Source organism: Micromonospora sp. LOL_021, from assembly GCF_048060215.1.
GTDB lineage: Bacteria > Actinomycetota > Actinomycetes > Mycobacteriales > Micromonosporaceae > Micromonospora_E.
In genome coordinates this window covers 97,446-114,879 of the sequence record NZ_JBHMIN010000007.1, presented here as the reverse complement: position 1 = coordinate 114,879, position 17,434 = coordinate 97,446, and the positions used below count along the sequence as shown (strand labels likewise).

The window sequence follows — 17,434 nt, the reverse complement described above, 5'->3', positions numbered from 1 at the left end:
GGTCATTGCCACGGATTACCCACGCTGGCCGAGCCCGTACTTTGCTCACCTCCACCGTTACGCCCCGATGACGCTTCCGTTGGCCTTCCGTCCGGACCTCGCCAGCGTCAACGCGATGCAGCCGCCCGGCGTACTCAACCTGCACCGGCTCAAACGGCTCTACCAAGATCCGACCCAGGGGGCACGTACACCACAGGCTGCCGAAAGGTTGTTGGCGACCCTGGCCGGTCTGCGGCAGGCCGGCTGGCGCGTGGTCTGGACGGTCCACAACCTGAAACCGATCGACGGCGACGCGGCGACCGACACCGATGACACCGTGACCCGGGGTGTCCTCGACCTCGCCGACGTCGTCCTGTGCCACACGCACGCAGATGCCACCGCGCTGCGAGCCCGCACGGGCGCGGACGTGCGGGTGGTCGGCTGGGCCGGGCTGGACGACCCCGAGCGAGCGCCGAGCGGCGCGGTCTCCGAGCTGGTGAAGCACATGCGTGACCAGTCCCTGACGTTCCTGCTACTGGGCCACATCACCCGGTACAAGGACGTACCCGCCACCGCTGCGGCCTTCCTCGCTCACACCACCCGCGCGAGCCTGGTAATCGCCGGCGCCAGCCGCGACCCAGCGATCTCGGCCGACATCAATCGCGTCGTCGCCGACGCCGAAGGCCGAGCCATCTGGTATCCACACCGCGTGCCACCTGAGCAGGCCGGCCACCTCTACGCTGCCGCAGACGCCGCTGTCTGCCCGTACCGCAGCGATGACGGCTACGACTTCTTCTCGGAGGTTCTGCACCCCAGCTCGGTCACCACCGCCATCTGCTATCACCTGCCGGTAATCGCGCCCGATCTACCCGCCGTCGAGGAAATCACCCGAGACCGTCCCCGATGGCTGACACCCGCCGAAGGCGACCTCGGACCCGCGATGGCCGCAGCGGAAGCCGCTCTGATGACACCACGACGTGCCGTCGAGCGGAAGGCACCCAGGCCGCCGAGCAGCTCAGCCGGCCGGTGGAAACGCACCGGCCAGATCTACGAAGCGCTCGCCAAAGAACTGCTACCGGGTCAACCCTCCGCACCAGCCGCGTCCGGTTGCCCACCATACGAAGACGCGACGGGAGAGTCCCTCCGATGACCGAACTCACCAGCGAACCCGCACGCACGATCGCCGACCTTCTCCTGCGCCGCTACGGACTCGCACCGGCCCGTCTGGTCCGCCTACCCATCGGGCAGGGAACAACCAACTACCGGGCGACGTGCGTAGGCCGAGACGTCTTCGTCAAGAACTATCCACCCGGCACGGACCTGGCCGGCGAAGCCGCCGCTATCGAGCTGTCGGCACTCGCCGAGCGCCACGGCACGCCGGTCGCCGGGCTGCTCCGTAACCACGCCGGAGACCCGATCGACGCCAGTTCCCTGTACGCGGTATCCGTGTGGGAGTGGATGCCCGGGGCCGTCGTCACCACGGACCTGACAGCGGGTCAGGCGCTCGCCGCTGGCACGACCCTTGGTCGTATCCACGCCGCCTTCGCCACCCTGCCCGCCAGCGCGGGACCATCGCCGCAAGCACAGAACTGGCTTGCCGTCGACCTCGTCGGTCTGGCAGCAACCGTCGACCGTCTCATCGACATCGCCGAGGCTCGCATCGCGGCCGGTCCTGCGGACCCCTTCGATACCCAAGCCGCCCGCACGCTCGCCGAGCGACGAGATTCCATCGCCGACATTCCCCGGCTCATGAAGGACCTGCCCAAGCTCACCACCCAGATCCTGCACGGCGACTACAGCCCAGTGAACCTGATCTTCGATGGCGACCGGCTTTCCGCCGTGATCGATTTCCGGCCGCCGGACCCGTTCTTCGTCTCCTACGAGGTGGGCCGGGTGGCGTTCTACCCCAACACGGTCGCCACGACGGCAGATTGGCTCACCATCGCGCGAACGCTGATCGAAGGCTACGTGCGAACCAACCCCACGGTGACCGACGACGACATCCGGTCCTGTGCCCGGGTCGCGCTGCTGCAACTGCTCACCAGCCTGTACGGAGTCAAGCAGCACTACCTCAAGCCTGGCCTGTTCCAGGACGCCCTCGACGAATTCTGGCTCCTACGCCACCGCGCAGCGAGCGTCCTGCTCGACCACCAGGCCGACACCGACGCTCTCCTCCACGACATCATCGCGGACCGCTGACACCAACCACCTCCTCACAGTGAGGAACATGATGACCACCCAGAACCCCCCACTCGACCGGAACTGGCACGTCCTACATGGCCCGGTGACCCCGGAGGAGTTGCGCGCAGCGCTGGGACAGATCGCCTCCGTGCACGGGCTCCTCGTCACCCACCCACAGCCCGACACGGCAGTCCTCCTGCGGGAGGACCAATCAGTGAATGTCGCCGTCCGCTGGCGCGACCATCTCCCACAGGCCCCGGACAGCCAGGCCCACAACCTGGAGTCTGAAACACACCTTGAAGTCCTGCTCGACTCCAGCGCCGACGACGCAACGAGAACCGCACTGGTCAACGATCTGACGCTGCGGCTGCGCCGCCACAGCGACAGCGAACTGGGTCGCCTCCGCACCTACCTGCCGCTCATCGACCAGTACGCCACCGCCGACCTCGGCCTCGACGGCTGGGCTCTGATCTTCCGCGACCACTATGTCGAAAACACGCTCGGATTTCTGCTCGGCATCCACCGCGCCGGAATCCCAGCACACCGGATCTATGCCCTAGCTAAGGGCGACCGTACTCTCCGCCGCGACCGAGTTCACGCCACGCTGCTTGCCCACGGCATCGCCAGCGGTGTCCTCGACAACACCGCGATCAACGCGCCCGCCAGCCACGAAATCGAGCTGGCAGCCGCGCGGGCCACCGTCGACGCCTTCATCGACGAGGCCCACGGCGCAGGATGTCGGGTGCTCGTCATCGACGACGGCGGGCTCATCGCACAGGGGTACGGCGGCGGAGATGCGCCCCGTCGTGTCGACGCCGCCATCGAGCTGACGGTGTCTGGAATCAAACGCATCGACGCCGCCGGGCCACTGGCGATCCCGGTGCTCAACCTCGCCCACTCCGAGCTGAAGAAGCGCCTCGGATACCACGAGATCGCCGAATCCTGCGCCCGCCGCCTACGGTCTCTTCTGGCCGCCCACAAGCTCAGCGGACGTCGGGTGCTCGTCGTCGGCTTCGGTGAGCTTGGTTCGCGCCTCGCGGGCAACCTGCGCGCTCAGGGCGCCCAGGTCCACATCGTCGACACCGATCCGCTCTCCCTCATCACCGCCGCCGAATCCGGCTACACCACCCACCGCCGTGTCAGCGACGCGCTGACAGCCGCATCCCCATTCCTCGTCGTCGGTACCGCCGGAAACGACGCCATCACCGCCACCGACCTGACCCTCATGCCGGACGACGTGTTTCTCGCACCGTTTGCCACCAAGGATTTCAGCCTGCTCGCCACGCCCCGATACGCGGGACAGGCGACCAATGTCCCCGGCCTCGGTCGCAGATACCGCCTCGACAACGGACGCCACGCCACCGTGCTCGGCGACGGTCGCTCACTCAACCTGTACGAAGCCGACGCCATTCCCAACCAGGGCTACGACGCCTATCGGGCCGGTACCTTGATCGCCGCCGGGTGGATGTGCCGAAACGCAGACCAGCTGACGCCCGGCGTGCACGTCGAGGTCGTCAACGATGTCGTACGGGCCGCTGGGCTCTACGAGGCGTACTACGACACGTATCTCACGACGCCGCCAGCCGACACTCCGGCCGCGACCGCGCTCTCCGGCACCGCACCCAACGTCGGCGGGCTGCGGGCCTGCATCGTCGGCTACGGCGTCGCCGGGCGCCTGCACGCGGAGATCCTCGCCGATGCGGGTGCATCGCTGACCATCCTCGACCCCAAGCACCAGCACCTCCCCAAAGACTTCCGCAAATTCACCACCGGCGTCGATGATCTGCCCGATGCCGTCGTATCGGCCGTGGCCCTGTGGTCGGTGTGCTGCCCTACCGCCGATCACCTTCCGGTCCTCCGATCGATCCTGGCCCGCGATCCGCAGGCACGGGTACTGCTGGAGAAGCCCGCCTGCCAGGGCCACGAGATCGCCGAACTGACCGCGTTGCTGGCCAGCCACCGCAATTCCCGGCTGGTCCTCGTCGACCAGTACCGGCACAGCCGGGCCCTCGACGCGCTATGGAAAACCGTCGGCGAGATCGAGCCCGACGCGACGATCCACCACATCGGCGTCACGTTCAGCAAGGACCGCACCGTCGACATCTCACGCGGACGCTTCGTCGACCGTTCCTATGGAGTGCTCGGCTACGAGTGGCTGCACATGCTCACCGCGCTACGGCAGTTCCTGCCCGCCGAGGTCTGGACAACGTACCTCGCAGATGACCCACAACGCTCCGAGCTGACCGCCACCTACGACCCACGCATGTTCGTCTCCGCACTCACCGAACGAACAACCATCGCTGTCAACGACCACCACGTCACCCTCGAACTCGCCTCGACCATCACCGGCTCAACTGTCATCCTCGGCAGCACCCCTCGAACAGGCTCCGTCGGTCGGAGCCAGTGGAGCCGAGGCCGCCGGCCGTCAGACGACAGGCACCGCCACATCACGGTGCACGCCGGGCAAACCAGATTCGTGGCGCACCTCGACCCCGTCACAGCCCCAGACGGCTGGCAGCTCGATCGCAACCAGCACCGCATCACCGCACACCGAGGCGATCGCCTCCTGCACGACGTCGTCATCGACGATTCGCCCCTGCACACCGCAGTCCGCGACGCGGTGTCCCAGCTTCTCAGCGACAGCCCTCTTCCGCCGCCAGACTTGTCACCGCTACGGCGAATCGCCGCTCTCGCTCAGCTCCTCCGCACCCAGCAGCCCGACCTCGCGCTGACCGCGAGCTAGCCTGGGTGGGTTCACCGCCCACGACGCCTCGATCCAGGTCGGATCGGTGATCCGGCTGTTCAACTGGTTGACGGATCGCGTCGCCTCGACCGCAGAAGCGTGCTTTGCCAAGCGTGCGATAGTCGTCGGCGTGACGTTCCCGCTCGAGGCGCTGTCCGACGCGGTGCTGGCGCGGACCGGGGCCTGGTCGAGTCTGACCATGTCGTGGCACACGCGGCCGATCGAGCCGAACCACGGCAAGCCGATCGTGATCAGCGAGCTCGAGTCCGCCTCGTGGCTCGCCGAGATCGCAATCTGGAGCACCGGCGAAGCCGAGGTGGCGACGGTCCGCCTGGCTGACGACAGGATCGTCAACAAGCACTACGACATGCACGGCCTCGGCGATCTCGAGCAACTGCTCGACGAGGTCGTCGCCCTTTTCACCGAAGACCGCATCCCCGACGCCGCAAACGTCGCCCACCAGCCGACGACACCAGGCTGAGAGTCACCCCGAGGGCTGCGCCGGTGGCGTCCACCAGGGGCGGCCCCGGTCCCACCATCGGTCGACCGGTCCAACGGCTCCCGAGCGCCCGACGAGCACCCGGGCAGCGGTACGGCGTACGACAAAGGCCCCGGCCGGGCGGAAACCGCCGGTCGGGGCTTGGTGTCTGGTACGCCGCGTAGGACTCGAACCTACAACCCGCGGATTAAGAGTCCGCTGCTCTGCCAGTTGAGCTAGCGGCGCTCGCTGACAACGCGGGCAACCGTAGCATGTCCGGCCGTCCAGCTTCCAACCAGTTGCCGGCAACGAGCCGTCTGTCCGGCGGACCTGCCCATGTGCGCGGATCTGGCACCCTTCCGGATCAGGCACGAAGGGCATGGCGGGTGATGCACGATGTCGGCAGGGACGGAACAAGGAACGGGGACTGGCATGCACAAGGTCAGGAGGGGTTGGTCGGTCGCGGTGACACTGGCAGTCATCGCACCGGCGGCACTGGCGGGGTGTGGATCGGACAAGACACCACGATTCGTCAGCGGCCAGGAGGCCACGGCGAGTCCGACACCCCCGCCGGAGCCGTTCGAGTTCGCCATCGCGCCGAAGGCGGATGCGAAGAACCTGCCGATCAGTACGGAGATCGGCACCACGGTCAGCGGCGGGGAGGTCACCTCGGTGACCCTCGTCGAGGACGGTGGCGGCGAGGTCAGCGGCAGTATGCGGGAGGACGGCACCTCCTGGGTGCCGGACAAACCACTCAAGAATCAGAAGAAGTACACGGCGACTGTCGTCGCGACCAGCAGCACCGGGGAGGAGGAGACGAAGACCACGTCGTTCACCACGATGGGCAGATCCGGGTCGCAGACCGGCACCGGCCTCTACCTGTTCGACGGACGGACGTACGGGGTGGCGATGCCGGTGGTGGTCGAGTTCTTCCCCGGCATCCCGGAGCAGGAGCGGGCCAGCGTACAGAAGCGGATGTTCGTCAAGACCGACCCGCCACAGCCGGGCACCTGGTACTGGGTGTCCAACGGCACCCAGGCGTTCTACCGGGCGCCGGATTTCTGGCAGGCCGGCACGACGTTGACCACCCGGATCGCGCTGGACGGTCACCCGACCGGTGACGGCCGGTACGGGGACATGGACCGAGGTGCCACCGCGAAGATCGGCGAGAAGGTGACCGTGGAGGTCGACAACGCCACCAAGCAGCTGTCGATGTTCAAGAACGACAAGCTGGTCAAGCAGATGCCGGTCAGTCTCGGCAAGCCGAGTACGCCGTCGTCGAGCGGCACCATGGTGGTGATGGACAAGCAGGAACAGACCGTTTTCGACACTTTCGCCGAGTTGGGCCCGGAGGAGGGCTACCGGACGGACATCTCGTTCGCCCAGCGGATCACCTGGGGTGGCGAGTTCATCCACGCCGCCCCGTGGTCGGTCGGCGATCAGGGGGTACGCAACGTGTCACACGGTTGCGTCAACCTGTCGATGGCCAACGCCGAATGGCTGTTCAACCAGACCAAGGTCGGTGACCCGATCACGGTCAAGGGCACCGAGCGGGAGCTGGCGGACGGCAACGGCTGGACGGCCTGGAACCTCACCTGGGACGAGTTCGTCAAAGGTAGTGCGTTGCCGGTCCCGGCCGATCTGCAGCCGGCAGGGGCTGGTTCACCGGCACCGACAGCACCGACTCCGGTACCGACAGCAACGTCCGGGTGACGGCCGTTGTGATTCTGGTCGGCGTCAGACCGGCACAGTATGACATCTGAATAACTGCCAACTACGGACGAATGAGACACGGCTGACCGAACGGATTGGATGATCCGGGATATATCGGTCAGCCGTGTCGATGTTGCGTACGTTGAGGCGCGAACCCGGGAGTTGCCCCACCGCGTCTTTGCTGGACGATGGGATCCGGGGACCAAGCTTTCGTGAGGGGATCATGCGAGTCAGCCGCTTTCAGGTAAAGCCGCGCGCCGGGCGGGCGCGACCGCCCGTACCGCGGGTTGTCACGGCCGTCGCGCTCGCCGCCGCGCTCGCCCTCACCGGCGCATGCACTCGCGCCGGTGACGCTCCCACCTGGCAGGGCGGCACGGAGGCCGAGCCGAGCCCACAGGCCCAGGCGACGATCACCGAGCCGGCCGCCGACGCCACCGACGTGCCCGCGTCGACGGCGATCACGTTCACCACCACCGACGCGGCGCAGACCAAGGTGGAGTTGACCGACGCCGACGGCAACCCCGTCCCGGGCGAGGTCGACGCGGACGGCACTGTCTTCCTGCCGAACGGGCAGTTGGAGTACGACGCCGCGTACACGGCGACGGTGACGGTGACCGGCGACGACGGCGAGACCACCACGGCCAGCCACAACTTCCGGACGATGGCCCAACCGGGCAACCAGGTACGGGTGTCCAGCTTCCTGGGCGACGGCAACGTGGTCGGTGTCGCGATGCCGCTGATCCTGCGGTTCAGCCGGGACATCCCGCAGGACTACCGCGACGACGTGCAGCGACGGTTGAGCGTCGAGACCGAGCCCGCCCAGGAGGGCATCTGGTACTGGGTGAGCCCCACCGAGGTCCAGTTCCGGCCACGCGAGTTCTGGCAGGCCGGCACCCAACTGTTCTACAAGGCGCAGACCGGCGGCCTGCCGATGGGCGACGGCTGGTACGGCCGCAACGACCTGACCGTGGACGCCGAGGTCGGCGCGGCGCTGGTGATTACGGTGGACAACGCCAGCAAGACGATGGTGGTCACCAAGGACGGCGAGACGATCAAGGAGATTCCGATCAGTCTCGGTAAGCCGAAGACGCCCTCCTCCAGCGGCACCATGATCGTGATGGAGAAGCTGAAGGAGACCGTCTTCGACACGTACGAGGAGCTGGGCCCGGAGGAGGGCTACCGGACGGACATCGAGTACGCCCAGCGGCTGACCTGGGGTGGCGAGTTCATCCACGCCGCCCCGTGGTCGGTTGCCGACCAGGGGGTACGCAACGTGTCGCACGGCTGCATCAACATGTCGATGGACAACGCCAAGTGGCTGTTCAACCAGACCAGGGTCGGTGACCCGGTCACGGTCAAGGGCACCGAGGTCCAGCTCGCCAACGGCAACGGTTGGACCGTCTGGAACCTCAGCTGGGACGAGCTCGTCGACGGCAGCGCTCTGCCGTACGAGCCGGAGTCGACGGAGTCGGCAACGACGGAGTCGACGCCGGGCGGTGCAGCCGGCGGGTCCGGGACCAGCTCGGATCCGCAGGCCTGACCCGTCCCCGCCCGGCACGGGCACCGAACGAAAAGCGCCCGGCCAGGATCTGATCCTGGCCGGGCGCTTCGTATGGGGTGACTGAAGGGACTTGAACCCTCGACACCCGGGACCACAACCCGGTGCTCTACCTGCTGAGCTACAGCCACCAAGAACCACACCCGGCAGACTGCCGCGTGGGGTGCCGACCAATGATAGCCCTACCGGCGGGCATCACGTCGACCGGGTTCCGCCGGGTCCGCCCGGCCGCCGCCCAGCAGCCGGGCGTTCGACAGCGGTCAGAGGCCGGCGGCGATCGCCTTGGCCGCGTCGACGTCCGGGCCGGGCAACGGCACGAAGATCGACCGCCGGTAGTACTCCAGCTCCCGGATACTCTCCCGGATGTCCGCCAGGGCCCGGTGCGACAGCCCTTTGGCCGGCTGCCCGAAATAGACCCGGGGGTACCACCGGCGGCACAACTCCTTGATCGACGAGACGTCGATCATGCGGTAGTGCAGGTAGGAGTCGAGTCGCGGCATGTCGCGGGCGATGAACCCCCGGTCGGTGGCGATCGAGTTGCCGCACAGCGGCGCGGTCTTCGGCTCCCGCACGAAGCTGGTCACGTACTCAAGCACCCGGTCCTCCGCCTCGGCGAGGGTGACCGTCGAGCGCCGTACCTCCTCGGTCAGCCCGGACTTGGCGTGCATCTCCCGCACCACGTCCGGCATCCCGGCCAGCGTCTCCTCGTCGGCGTGGATCACCAGGTCGACACCGTCACCGAGCACGTTGAGGTCCGAGTCGGTGACCAACGCGGCCACCTCTATCAACGCGTCCCCGCCGAGGTCGAGCCCGGTCATCTCACAGTCGATCCAGACAAGAAGATCCGCCACGCGGACAGCCTACGCGGCACCGTCCAGCAGCCGGCCAGGTCACCGGCGGCGGCCCCCGCTAGGCTCGCGGGCGTGCCCGCCGACACCCTCCCGGACGGCCCCGCGCCGCGCCCCGTCGACGACAGGTCCCGCACGCCGCGCCGGGTCGCGGTCGTCGTCGCGCTCGGCGCCGCCGTGGTCGCCGCCCTGATCTGGTACGGCAACCGGCACGACTTCTACGACCTGAAGATCTACCTCAGCGCGATGCGCTGGTGGGCCGACGGCAACCCGCTGTACGACTACGTTCAACCCGACATCGTGCAGGGCCAGCTCTACTTCACCTATCCCCCGTTCACCGCGCTGCTGCTGCGCCCGTTCGCGGCGGTGGGCGCCGGGACCGCCGCCGCCGCCGTGTTCACCGTCGGCACGCTGCTGGCGGTGGTGGTCACCACGGTCTGGCTGGTCACGCCGATCGCCCGCCGGCGCGGCCTGCCGCGCTGGTGGCTGGCCGGTCTGGTGGTACCGCTGGTGGTGCTGATCGAGCCGACCCGGGAGACGATCTTCCTCGGGCAGATCAACATGCTGCTGGTCGTGCTGATCCTGGCCGACCTGCTGTTCGCCGTACCGAGGCGGTCCCGCTGGGCCGGCGTCGGCATCGGCCTGGCGACGGCGATCAAGCTGTTCCCGGGGATCTTCATCGTCTACCTGCTGGTCACCCGCCGGTGGCGGGCGGCGTTGGTGTCCTGCCTGGCGGCGGCGGCCGCCACCGGGCTCGCCGCAGCGGTCGCCCCGGCCGAGTCGTGGCGGTTCTGGTTCACCGAGCTGTGGAGCACCGAACGGGTGGGGCGTAGCGACTACACCGGCAACCAGTCGCTGCAAGGGCTGCTCGCCCGGCTGGCCGCTCCGGCCGAGCCGGACCGGCTGGTCTGGCTGGTGCTGGTGGCCGTCGCCGCCGGCTACGGGCTGTGGCGCGCGGCCCGGGCGGTACGGGCCGGTGACGAGCTGGCCGGGCTGACCCTGACCGGCCTGGTGGCCGCGCTGATCGCACCGATCACCTGGCCGCACCACGTCTACTGGTTCGTGCCGGCGCTGATCGTGCTCCTCGACGCGGCGCTACCGGACCGACCGCCGTTCGGTGTCGCACCGGACCCGGCGGCGGCCCGGAGCGGAGTCCGGGCCGCCGGGCCGGCGGCATTGGTGGCGTTGGCGGCGGTCATCTTCGCGGCGCTGGTCGTCGGCGTGGTGTCACTGATCGACTGGGGGCACGCGAAGGTGCCGACCGACGATCCGGCCACCTTCGTGCTGCGCAACCTGTACGTGCTGGCGGCCGCGCTGCTGCTGGTCAGTCTGCCGATCCGTCGCCGCCCGACGTCGACTCCGGGCGGGTAGCGGCCGCCGGGGCAGGCGTCGGGCGGCGGGTCCGGGCGAACGCCAGCCCGCCGAGTGCCAGCCCGCCGAGGCCGGCGAGCAGCCCGGCGATCCCCACCCCGAGCGCGGCGCCGTTGCCGCCGTTGTCGCTGCCGGCCGTCGACGTATCGGCCGTCGATGTGTCGGCCGTCGGCGCCTCGTTGTCGACGGGTTCCTGGCCTCCGCCGGCGACGGGGCTGTCCTCCTGCGCCGAGGTCAGCGTGAGCACGCTGGCCGGGGTGGCCGGCTCCTCCTCGCCGGGAACCGGCACCTCGATCCAGCGCACCACGGTGCCGTCGGAGTAGGTCTGCAGCGACTTGAAGACCAACTGTTCGGCGTCGGGCAGCGGGCCGAGGGAGACCGGGAACTCCACGAACTCACCCGGCTGCACCCCGGTCTGCGGGCTGTCGGCGGTCCACACGATCCGGGACACCGCCTCGGTGACCTGGGCGCCGTGCACCTCCAGCGGCGGATCCACCGGCGCCACCTGCACGTCGGCGGTCCAGCCCGGCACCCGGGCCAGCGTCACCGAGGCGACCGGTGCGTCCTCCGGCATCACCACCTCCACCTCGACGGTGCTGTGTTCGTCGCTCTCGTTCGGCACCCGGAACGCCAGCCGGGCGTAGTCGCCGACGGTGGCCTGCGACGGGTTGACCGTGATGTGCGCGGCCGCTGGGGCGGCCAGGCCGAGGACGCCGACGAGGACGGCCGCACCGGCGAGCGCCGCGGCGCGGGCCGGTGTGCGTCGGTGACGGAGCATGAAGTAGCCCTTTCTAGTTGATTTCCACCGTGGTGGAGACGGTCGCCTGATCGATGTCGGAGATCCGGACGGTAATCCGCAGCTCCCAGTCTCCCGCAGCTGGCAGGCTGATCTCTCCGGTGGCGTGGTTGTCGGTCAACGGCAGCAGCGGGATCTCGATCGGCTCGACCCCGCTGGCCGGCAACGCCGCCGTGGCCTGCCACTCGATCACCGGCTGCGGCCGGTTGTCAGCGGTGTAGGCGTACAGGTGGACCGAGTTGTTGCCCCGCCGGGCCGGGTCCACCTCGACCTGCAGGGAGTAGATGTCACTGGTCAGCGTGGTGGAGAAGTAGCCGCTGTCGGCCCGCAGGTCCTCGCCGATGGCGGTCCGGGCCGGGGTGGTCTGCACCAGCACCGCGGTGACCGCCAGCACCACGGCGGTGACGGCCAGTTCGGCGACGATCGCCTGCCGCATCCGGCCGGGACGTCCGGCGGCGCTGCGGTTGCGCACCAACTGCCGCGAGTACGCCGCCACCGCGAGGACCAGCCCGAAAAGGCCGATCTTGGCCAGCAGCAACCGGCCGTACGTGGTGCCGAACAGCGCATCGAGGGTGCCCACCTCGATCAGCGCCTGCACCGTACCGGCCAGCAGCAGGGCGCAGACCGCCAGCGCGGCCCAGCGCGACCAGATCGGCAGGATCGCGGCGAGTTCCCGCTCCTCGGCCTGCCGGAGCAGGAATACCGCGAGCATCGCCAGCCCGCCGAGCCAGACCGCCATCGAGCTGAGGTGCACGGCGTCGATGACGACAGAGACGGCCGGCACCGGCGAGGCGCTCGGGTGACCGGCCAGCGGCCAGGTGAACACCCCGATGACGGCCAGGCCGCCGAGCAGGATCTGGTCGCTGCGGCCCTCCGAGCCGGCCAGGAACGGCCGCAGCAGCACCGCCGCCGCGGCCAGCACCCCGAGCCGGACCAGCAGCGCGGCGCCGATCCCGCTGCCGAGAACGTCGCGCAGCGCCGCGCCGTCGGCGTCGCCGATCCCGCCGCCGGTGACGTACGGGGCCTGCAGCCAGATGGTCGCCAGGGTGGACGCCGCGACGAGTCCCAGCCCGGTCCAGATCACCTGGCCTGGCCCGCGGCGGGCCAGCCGGCGGGGCCAGAGCATGCTCAGCACCAGCACCGGGCCGACGATCAGCAGCAGTCCGACGTACCCGACGAACTTGGCCGCTTGGAGCAGCCCGCTGACCAACGCATCGGTGTCGGCGCCGCCGTCGTCGGTGGGCACCGCCGACGGCGCGCCGACCGAGTAGGTGAAGCCGCCGCTGACCGGGTGTCCGTCGGCGGAGATCACCCGGTAGCTGACCAGGTACGTGCCGCGCGACGTCTGCTGTTCGACGCCGACGGTGACCACCGCGCCGTCGAAGACCGGCTCGCCCTGGTCGACCCGCTGCCCGTCCGGGGCGATCACCCGTACCCGGTCGGGGACCTGCCGCACCGACTCGGAGAAGGTCAGCACCACCTCGGCTGGGGCGTTCGGCAGCACCGAGTCGGTCACCGGGCTGGTACTGACCAGGACGGCGTGCGCGCTGGCCGGCGCGGCGGCGGGTAGCAGGACCACGGGCAGCGCCGCCAGCAGCAGGCCGGCGATGGCCGCGAAGCGCGACGTCCATCTATTCGTTGCGGCAGTCATGGGCAATATGCTCGCCGGTCCACCTGGGTCCGCGCGACCCGGCTCCCCCTCATTTGTGGTTGGTCGGCTGGTCGGGGGCCGAAGTTCCCCGATGCCCGATGTGACGTACGACATCGGATTTTCCGGTTTGATGTCACGCTGCCGTGGAACTCGGCACCGGGTGCGCAGCGACTAACAGACATGAGGGTACGACCCTGGATCGGCGCCGCCGTCCGCCTCGCGCTGGCCGCCGTGTGGTTGTTCGCCGGCGGGTCCAAGGTCACCGACCTGGCCGGGTCCGGCCGGGCGGTCAACGCCTACCAGGTCTTCCCGTACGACCTGGCCATGGTGATCGGCGCCGCGCTGCCCTTCGTCGAGCTGGCGCTCGGTGTGCTGCTGCTGATCGGGCTGGCCACCCGGCTCTGCGCGGTCGTCTCGGCCGGCCTGCTGGTCGTCTTCATCGCCGGCATCACCTCCGCGTGGGTGCGTGGGCTGCGGATCGACTGCGGCTGCTTCGGCGTCGGCGGCGAACTGGCTGCCGGGCAGACCCCCGCCTACGGCCCGGAGATCGCTCGCGACCTGGCGTTCCTCGCGCTCGCCGGGTTTCTGGCGTGGTGGCCGCGCACCGCGCTGTCGACGGATTCTTGGGTAAGCAACAGCAGATAGTCGGATTTCAGGTAGATCGGCGGGTGACGGCGATGAGCCGGCGAGTGGAGCAGAAGAAGGCGGCCCGGGTGGTCCGCGAACAGCTGGCCCGGGAGCGGCGGCGCCAGCGCGCTCTCTGGACGTCGGTGGCGGCCGTGGTGGCGCTGGTCCTCGCCGGCATGATCGGCTGGGCCGTCTACCAGACCCAGCGCGGCGGCGAGTACACCGCGCCGCCCGGTGCGGTCGCCGACGACTCCGGCATCCCGATCGGCGACGGCCCGGTCACCGTCGACCTCTACGCCGACTTCCTCTGCCCCGCCTGCCGGCAGTTCGAACAGCAGGTCGGCCCGACCCTGGACCAACTCGTCGAGGATGGCAGGATCACCCTGGTGTACCACCCCGTCGCGATCCTCGACCGGCTCAGCGACGACGCGTACTCGACGCGGGCGTCGGCGGCGTCCGGCTGCGCGGCGGCCGGCGGCAGGTTCGAGGAGTACGCGGCCGCGCTCTACGAGCAGCAGCCGGCCGAGGGCGGCCCCGGACTCAGCGAGGAGCAGTTGATCGCCATCGGCGGTGAGGTCGGGCTGGACACCGGCAGCTTCGGCCAGTGCGTCCGGGACGACACCTACGCCGGCTGGCCGGCCCACGTCACCGAGCAGGCCGGCCGGGCCGGGGTCAGCGGCACCCCGACCGTGCTGGTCGACGGCGCGACCGTCGCGTCGAGCGCCCAGGCCATCACCGCCGCCGTGGACGCGGCCGGCTGACGTGTGGTTCACCCGGCGGCCGGCTGACATGCGGTTCACCCGACGGCCGGCGCAGGCGCGGGCCACCCGGCTGGCCGGCCGGCTGGCGGCGTTCGTCGGCACGGCGGCGGTGCTGCTCACCGGCGCCGCGACGCCGGCCGCCGCGCACGGCGCGGACGCCCCTGCGGCCACCGACTACCAGGTGACGGTGACCGGCACCGTGCCGGCCGTCGACGGGCTCACCGTCCGGGTCGTCGAGGCCGGTGCCCGGCTCGAGCTGACCAACCACAGCGGCCGACCGATCGAGGTGCTCGGCTACGCCGGGGAGCCGTACCTGGAAATCCGACCGGACGGGGTCTACCAGAACCGGCGCTCCCCCACCGCGTACCAGAACGAAACCCTGGCCGGCGACACCCCGGTGCCCGCCGCCGCCGACCCGGCCGCGCCGCCGGACTGGCGGCGGATCGCCGCCCGGCCGGTGGTCCGCTGGCACGACCAGCGGACCTACTGGCTGGACGCCGCACCGCCGGACGCGGTGCGGGCCGCACCCGACCAGGTGCACCGGGTACGCGACTGGGTGGTGCCGCTACGCGACGGCGTCACCCCGGTCGAGCTGCGCGGCACCCTGGACTGGATCCCGCCGCCCGACCCGCTGCGCTGGTGGGGCGGCACGCTGCTCGGCGCCGTACTGATGCTGGTCGCTCTGCTGGCCACCGCCCGGCGCGGTCCGCGGACCGCGCAGCTGGTCTCCGCCGGTGGGCTCGCCGCAGGCGGAGCGACCGCCGTCGGCTACGCGATCGCCCGCGCGGTCGAATCCGGCACCGGTGGGCCGCTCGGCCTGCTCAGCGTGCTGCTCGACGGGCCGGTCTGGGCGCTGTTGACCGGGCTGGCCGCGTTGGCTGCCGCCGGGTACGCGGCACGCCGCCGGCCCGGTGCCGAGCTGGCCCTCGCCCTGACCGGCACCTGCCTGGCGATCTTCGCCGGGGCGGCCAACGCCGCCGTGTTCACCCGGGCGATCGCCCCGGTGCCCGGACCAGCCTGGTGGCCGCGGATCGTGGTCGCCGCCGTTCTGGCCAGCGGGGCCGCCGTGGCGCTCGGCGCGGTGCTACGCCTGCGTGCGGAGCCCGTCACCGGCCCGGACGGTGTCGGTCGGGCCGGCGGAGACGGACCGGGTGGTGGTGAGCTGGCGCGCGGCGAGCAGCGGGTCGAAGCCGAACGGTAGCTCCAGCCGGTGCCGGGCCAGCAGTTCCGCGTCGGCGAGCAACTCTGTGGTCGGACCGTCCGCCACCACCCGGCCAGCGTCCAGGATCACCGACCGGTCGCACAGCTCCAACGCGTACGGCAGGTCATGGGTGACCATCAGGATCGTCACCGGCAGCCGGTGCAGGACCTCGGCCAGCTCACGACGGGCCGCCGGGTCGAGGTTCGACGACGGCTCGTCCAACACCAGGATCTCCGGACGCATCGACAGCACCGTCGCGACCGCCACCCGCCGCCGCTGACCGAAGGACAGGTGCTGCGGGGACCGGTCCCGGTGCTGCGCCATCCCGACGGCGTCGAGCGCCTCGTCGACCCGCGCCGCCAGCTCGGCACCGCGCAGCCCCAGGTTCGCCGGGCCGAACGCCACGTCCTCGGCGACGGTCGGCAGGAACAGCTGGTCGTCCGGATCCTGAAAGACGATGCCGACCCGGCGACGTACCTCGGCGAGCGTCGCCCGCCGCTGATCCACCAGCAGCCCGCCGACCTCGACCTGACCGGACCCGCCCCGCAGTACGCCGTTGAGGTGCAGCACCAGCGTGGTCTTGCCGGCACCGTTGGGCCCCAGCAACGCGATCCGGGCCCCGGCCGGCACGGTCAAGTCCACCCCGTGCAGCGCCGGATGCCCGTCCGGGTAGCTGAACCGCAGGTCGCGCACCCGCAGCGACGGCGGCACCGGACCGACAGGCTGCGTCGAACCGGCGTCGACCGGATCGCTCACCGCGACAACACCGCCACGGCGGCGATGGTAGCCGCCGTCACCGGCACCGACGCGGCCAGCATCCACTGGCCGGCTGTGGCGCCGCCGGTCGCCTGCCAGGCCGCTGGCATCCGACCGGTGTACCCGCGGGAAATCATCGCCAGGTACACCCGCTCGCCGCGCTCGAACGCCCGTAGGAACAACGCGCCGACGCCGGCTGCGAAACCGCGTACCTGCCAGAGGAAGCGCGGATCGTCGCCCCGGGAGATCCGGGCGATCCGCATCCGCCGGGCCTCATCGACCAGCACGTCGACGTAGCGCAGCATGAACGTGGCGATCTGGGTGACGATCGACGGGCAGCGCAACCGGTCCAGCCCGACCAGCAGCTCGCGGCTGGTGGTGGTGGCCGCCAGCAGCAGTGACGCGAGCACCCCGAGGGTGGCCTTGGCCAAGATGTTCCAGCCGCCGTAGAGGCCCTCCACCGACAGACCGAGCCCGCCGATGACGACCTGCTCGCCGCCGGCCAGCCACGGCAACGCGACCGCGAACGCCACGAACGGGACCTCGATCAGCGACCGGCGGGCCAGCCAGCCGGCCGGGACCCGGGCCAGTGCGGCCACCACCGCCACCAGTACGGCGTACCCGCCGAAGGCCCACAGCTGCTCGCGCGGGGTGGCCACCACCACCAGGGTGAAGGCCACCATCGCCGCGATCTTGGTCTCCGGGGCGAGCCGGTGCACCGGGCTGTCCCGTTCCAGGTGCAGCAGCTGCGAGTGCCCGGCGGCCACGATG

Annotated in this window: 14 protein-coding genes, 2 tRNA genes and 1 pseudogene; 10 read left to right on the top strand and 7 right to left on the bottom strand. The window is 70.3% G+C overall.

The genetic code is table 11. The features are described from left to right. Window positions 1-67 precede the first annotated feature (67 nt). Genes ACFHWT_RS07750 through ACFHWT_RS07735 form a run of 4 tightly spaced genes read left to right on the top strand, consistent with a single transcriptional unit; the run spans window position 68 to window position 5,384 of the window. A complete protein-coding gene (locus ACFHWT_RS07750) occupies window positions 68-1,129 on the top strand; it encodes a glycosyltransferase (RefSeq protein WP_416593885.1) in 1,062 nt (353 codons plus the stop codon). Beyond that, window positions 1,126-2,178, top strand: a complete 1,053-nt coding sequence (locus ACFHWT_RS07745; protein WP_416593884.1) for a phosphotransferase enzyme family protein — start codon at window positions 1,126-1,128, stop codon at window positions 2,176-2,178. The genes ACFHWT_RS07750 and ACFHWT_RS07745 overlap by 4 nt, the downstream gene beginning before the upstream one ends. A 28-nt stretch (window positions 2,179-2,206) precedes the next feature. Then, complete coding sequence (locus ACFHWT_RS07740; protein WP_416593883.1) at window positions 2,207-4,903, top strand: NAD(P)-dependent oxidoreductase; 2,697 nt, start codon at window positions 2,207-2,209, stop codon at window positions 4,901-4,903. A gap of 46 nt (window positions 4,904-4,949) precedes the next feature. Further along, on the top strand, window positions 4,950-5,384 hold the full coding sequence (locus tag ACFHWT_RS07735; protein ID WP_416593882.1) for a hypothetical protein: 435 nt from the start codon (window positions 4,950-4,952) through the stop codon (window positions 5,382-5,384). Window positions 5,385-5,551: 167 nt separating this feature from the next. Here the strand turns inward: ACFHWT_RS07735 and ACFHWT_RS07730 are convergent. After that, window positions 5,552-5,627, bottom strand: a tRNA-Lys gene (locus ACFHWT_RS07730). Window positions 5,628-5,813: 186 nt separating this feature from the next. On the opposite strand from ACFHWT_RS07730, the gene ACFHWT_RS07725 reads away from it, so the two are divergent. Then, window positions 5,814-7,094 (top strand): Ig-like domain-containing protein, encoded by a 1,281-nt coding sequence (locus ACFHWT_RS07725; protein WP_416593881.1) that lies wholly within the window; start codon window positions 5,814-5,816, stop codon window positions 7,092-7,094. 223 nt (window positions 7,095-7,317) lie between these two features. After that, complete coding sequence (locus ACFHWT_RS07720) at window positions 7,318-8,634, top strand: Ig-like domain-containing protein (protein ID WP_416593880.1); 1,317 nt, start codon at window positions 7,318-7,320, stop codon at window positions 8,632-8,634. Window positions 8,635-8,707: 73 nt separating this feature from the next. Here the strand turns inward: ACFHWT_RS07720 and ACFHWT_RS07715 are convergent. Together ACFHWT_RS07715 and orn are read right to left on the bottom strand one after the other, a co-directional pair. Continuing rightward, window positions 8,708-8,783, bottom strand: a tRNA-His gene (locus ACFHWT_RS07715). Between the two features lie 129 nt (window positions 8,784-8,912). Further along, window positions 8,913-9,503, bottom strand: coding sequence for an oligoribonuclease (gene orn, locus ACFHWT_RS07710; protein ID WP_416593879.1), 591 nt, complete (start codon window positions 9,501-9,503; stop codon window positions 8,913-8,915). A gap of 72 nt (window positions 9,504-9,575) precedes the next feature. Between orn and ACFHWT_RS07705 the strand changes: the two genes are divergently transcribed. Beyond that, window positions 9,576-10,871: a glycosyltransferase 87 family protein gene (locus ACFHWT_RS07705; protein WP_416593878.1), complete on the top strand. Its 1,296-nt coding sequence runs from the start codon at window positions 9,576-9,578 to the stop codon at window positions 10,869-10,871. On the opposite strand, the gene ACFHWT_RS07700 is transcribed toward ACFHWT_RS07705, so the two are convergent. Together ACFHWT_RS07700 and ACFHWT_RS07695 are read right to left on the bottom strand one after the other, a co-directional pair. Next, a complete protein-coding gene (locus ACFHWT_RS07700) occupies window positions 10,825-11,649 on the bottom strand; it encodes a YcnI family protein (RefSeq protein WP_416593877.1) in 825 nt (274 codons plus the stop codon). The genes ACFHWT_RS07705 and ACFHWT_RS07700 overlap by 47 nt on opposite strands. A 13-nt stretch (window positions 11,650-11,662) precedes the next feature. Continuing rightward, window positions 11,663-13,327: a copper resistance CopC/CopD family protein gene (locus ACFHWT_RS07695; RefSeq protein WP_416593928.1), complete on the bottom strand. Its 1,665-nt coding sequence runs from the start codon at window positions 13,325-13,327 to the stop codon at window positions 11,663-11,665. A 171-nt stretch (window positions 13,328-13,498) separates the two neighbouring features. Between ACFHWT_RS07695 and ACFHWT_RS07690 the strand changes: the two genes are divergently transcribed. From ACFHWT_RS07690 to ACFHWT_RS07680, 3 genes are read left to right on the top strand one after another with little or no spacing between them, the layout of a single operon-like run. After that, on the top strand, window positions 13,499-13,963 hold the full coding sequence (locus ACFHWT_RS07690) for a MauE/DoxX family redox-associated membrane protein (protein ID WP_416593876.1): 465 nt from the start codon (window positions 13,499-13,501) through the stop codon (window positions 13,961-13,963). Between the two features lie 32 nt (window positions 13,964-13,995). Beyond that, on the top strand, window positions 13,996-14,706 hold the full coding sequence (locus ACFHWT_RS07685) for a DsbA family protein (RefSeq protein WP_416593875.1): 711 nt from the start codon (window positions 13,996-13,998) through the stop codon (window positions 14,704-14,706). 28 nt (window positions 14,707-14,734) lie between these two features. Continuing rightward, window positions 14,735-15,907 (top strand): hypothetical protein, encoded by a 1,173-nt coding sequence (locus ACFHWT_RS07680; RefSeq protein ID WP_416593874.1) that lies wholly within the window; start codon window positions 14,735-14,737, stop codon window positions 15,905-15,907. Here the strand turns inward: ACFHWT_RS07680 and ACFHWT_RS07675 are convergent. Then, window positions 15,887-16,663 (bottom strand): annotated as a pseudogene (locus ACFHWT_RS07675) (energy-coupling factor ABC transporter ATP-binding protein); the annotation flags it as partial. The gene ACFHWT_RS07680 and the pseudogene ACFHWT_RS07675 overlap by 21 nt on opposite strands. Beyond that, window positions 16,660-17,430, bottom strand: a complete 771-nt coding sequence (gene cbiQ / locus ACFHWT_RS07670) for a cobalt ECF transporter T component CbiQ (protein WP_416593873.1) — start codon at window positions 17,428-17,430, stop codon at window positions 16,660-16,662. The gene cbiQ and the pseudogene ACFHWT_RS07675, both read right to left, overlap by 4 nt. Window positions 17,431-17,434: the final 4 nt, after the last annotated feature.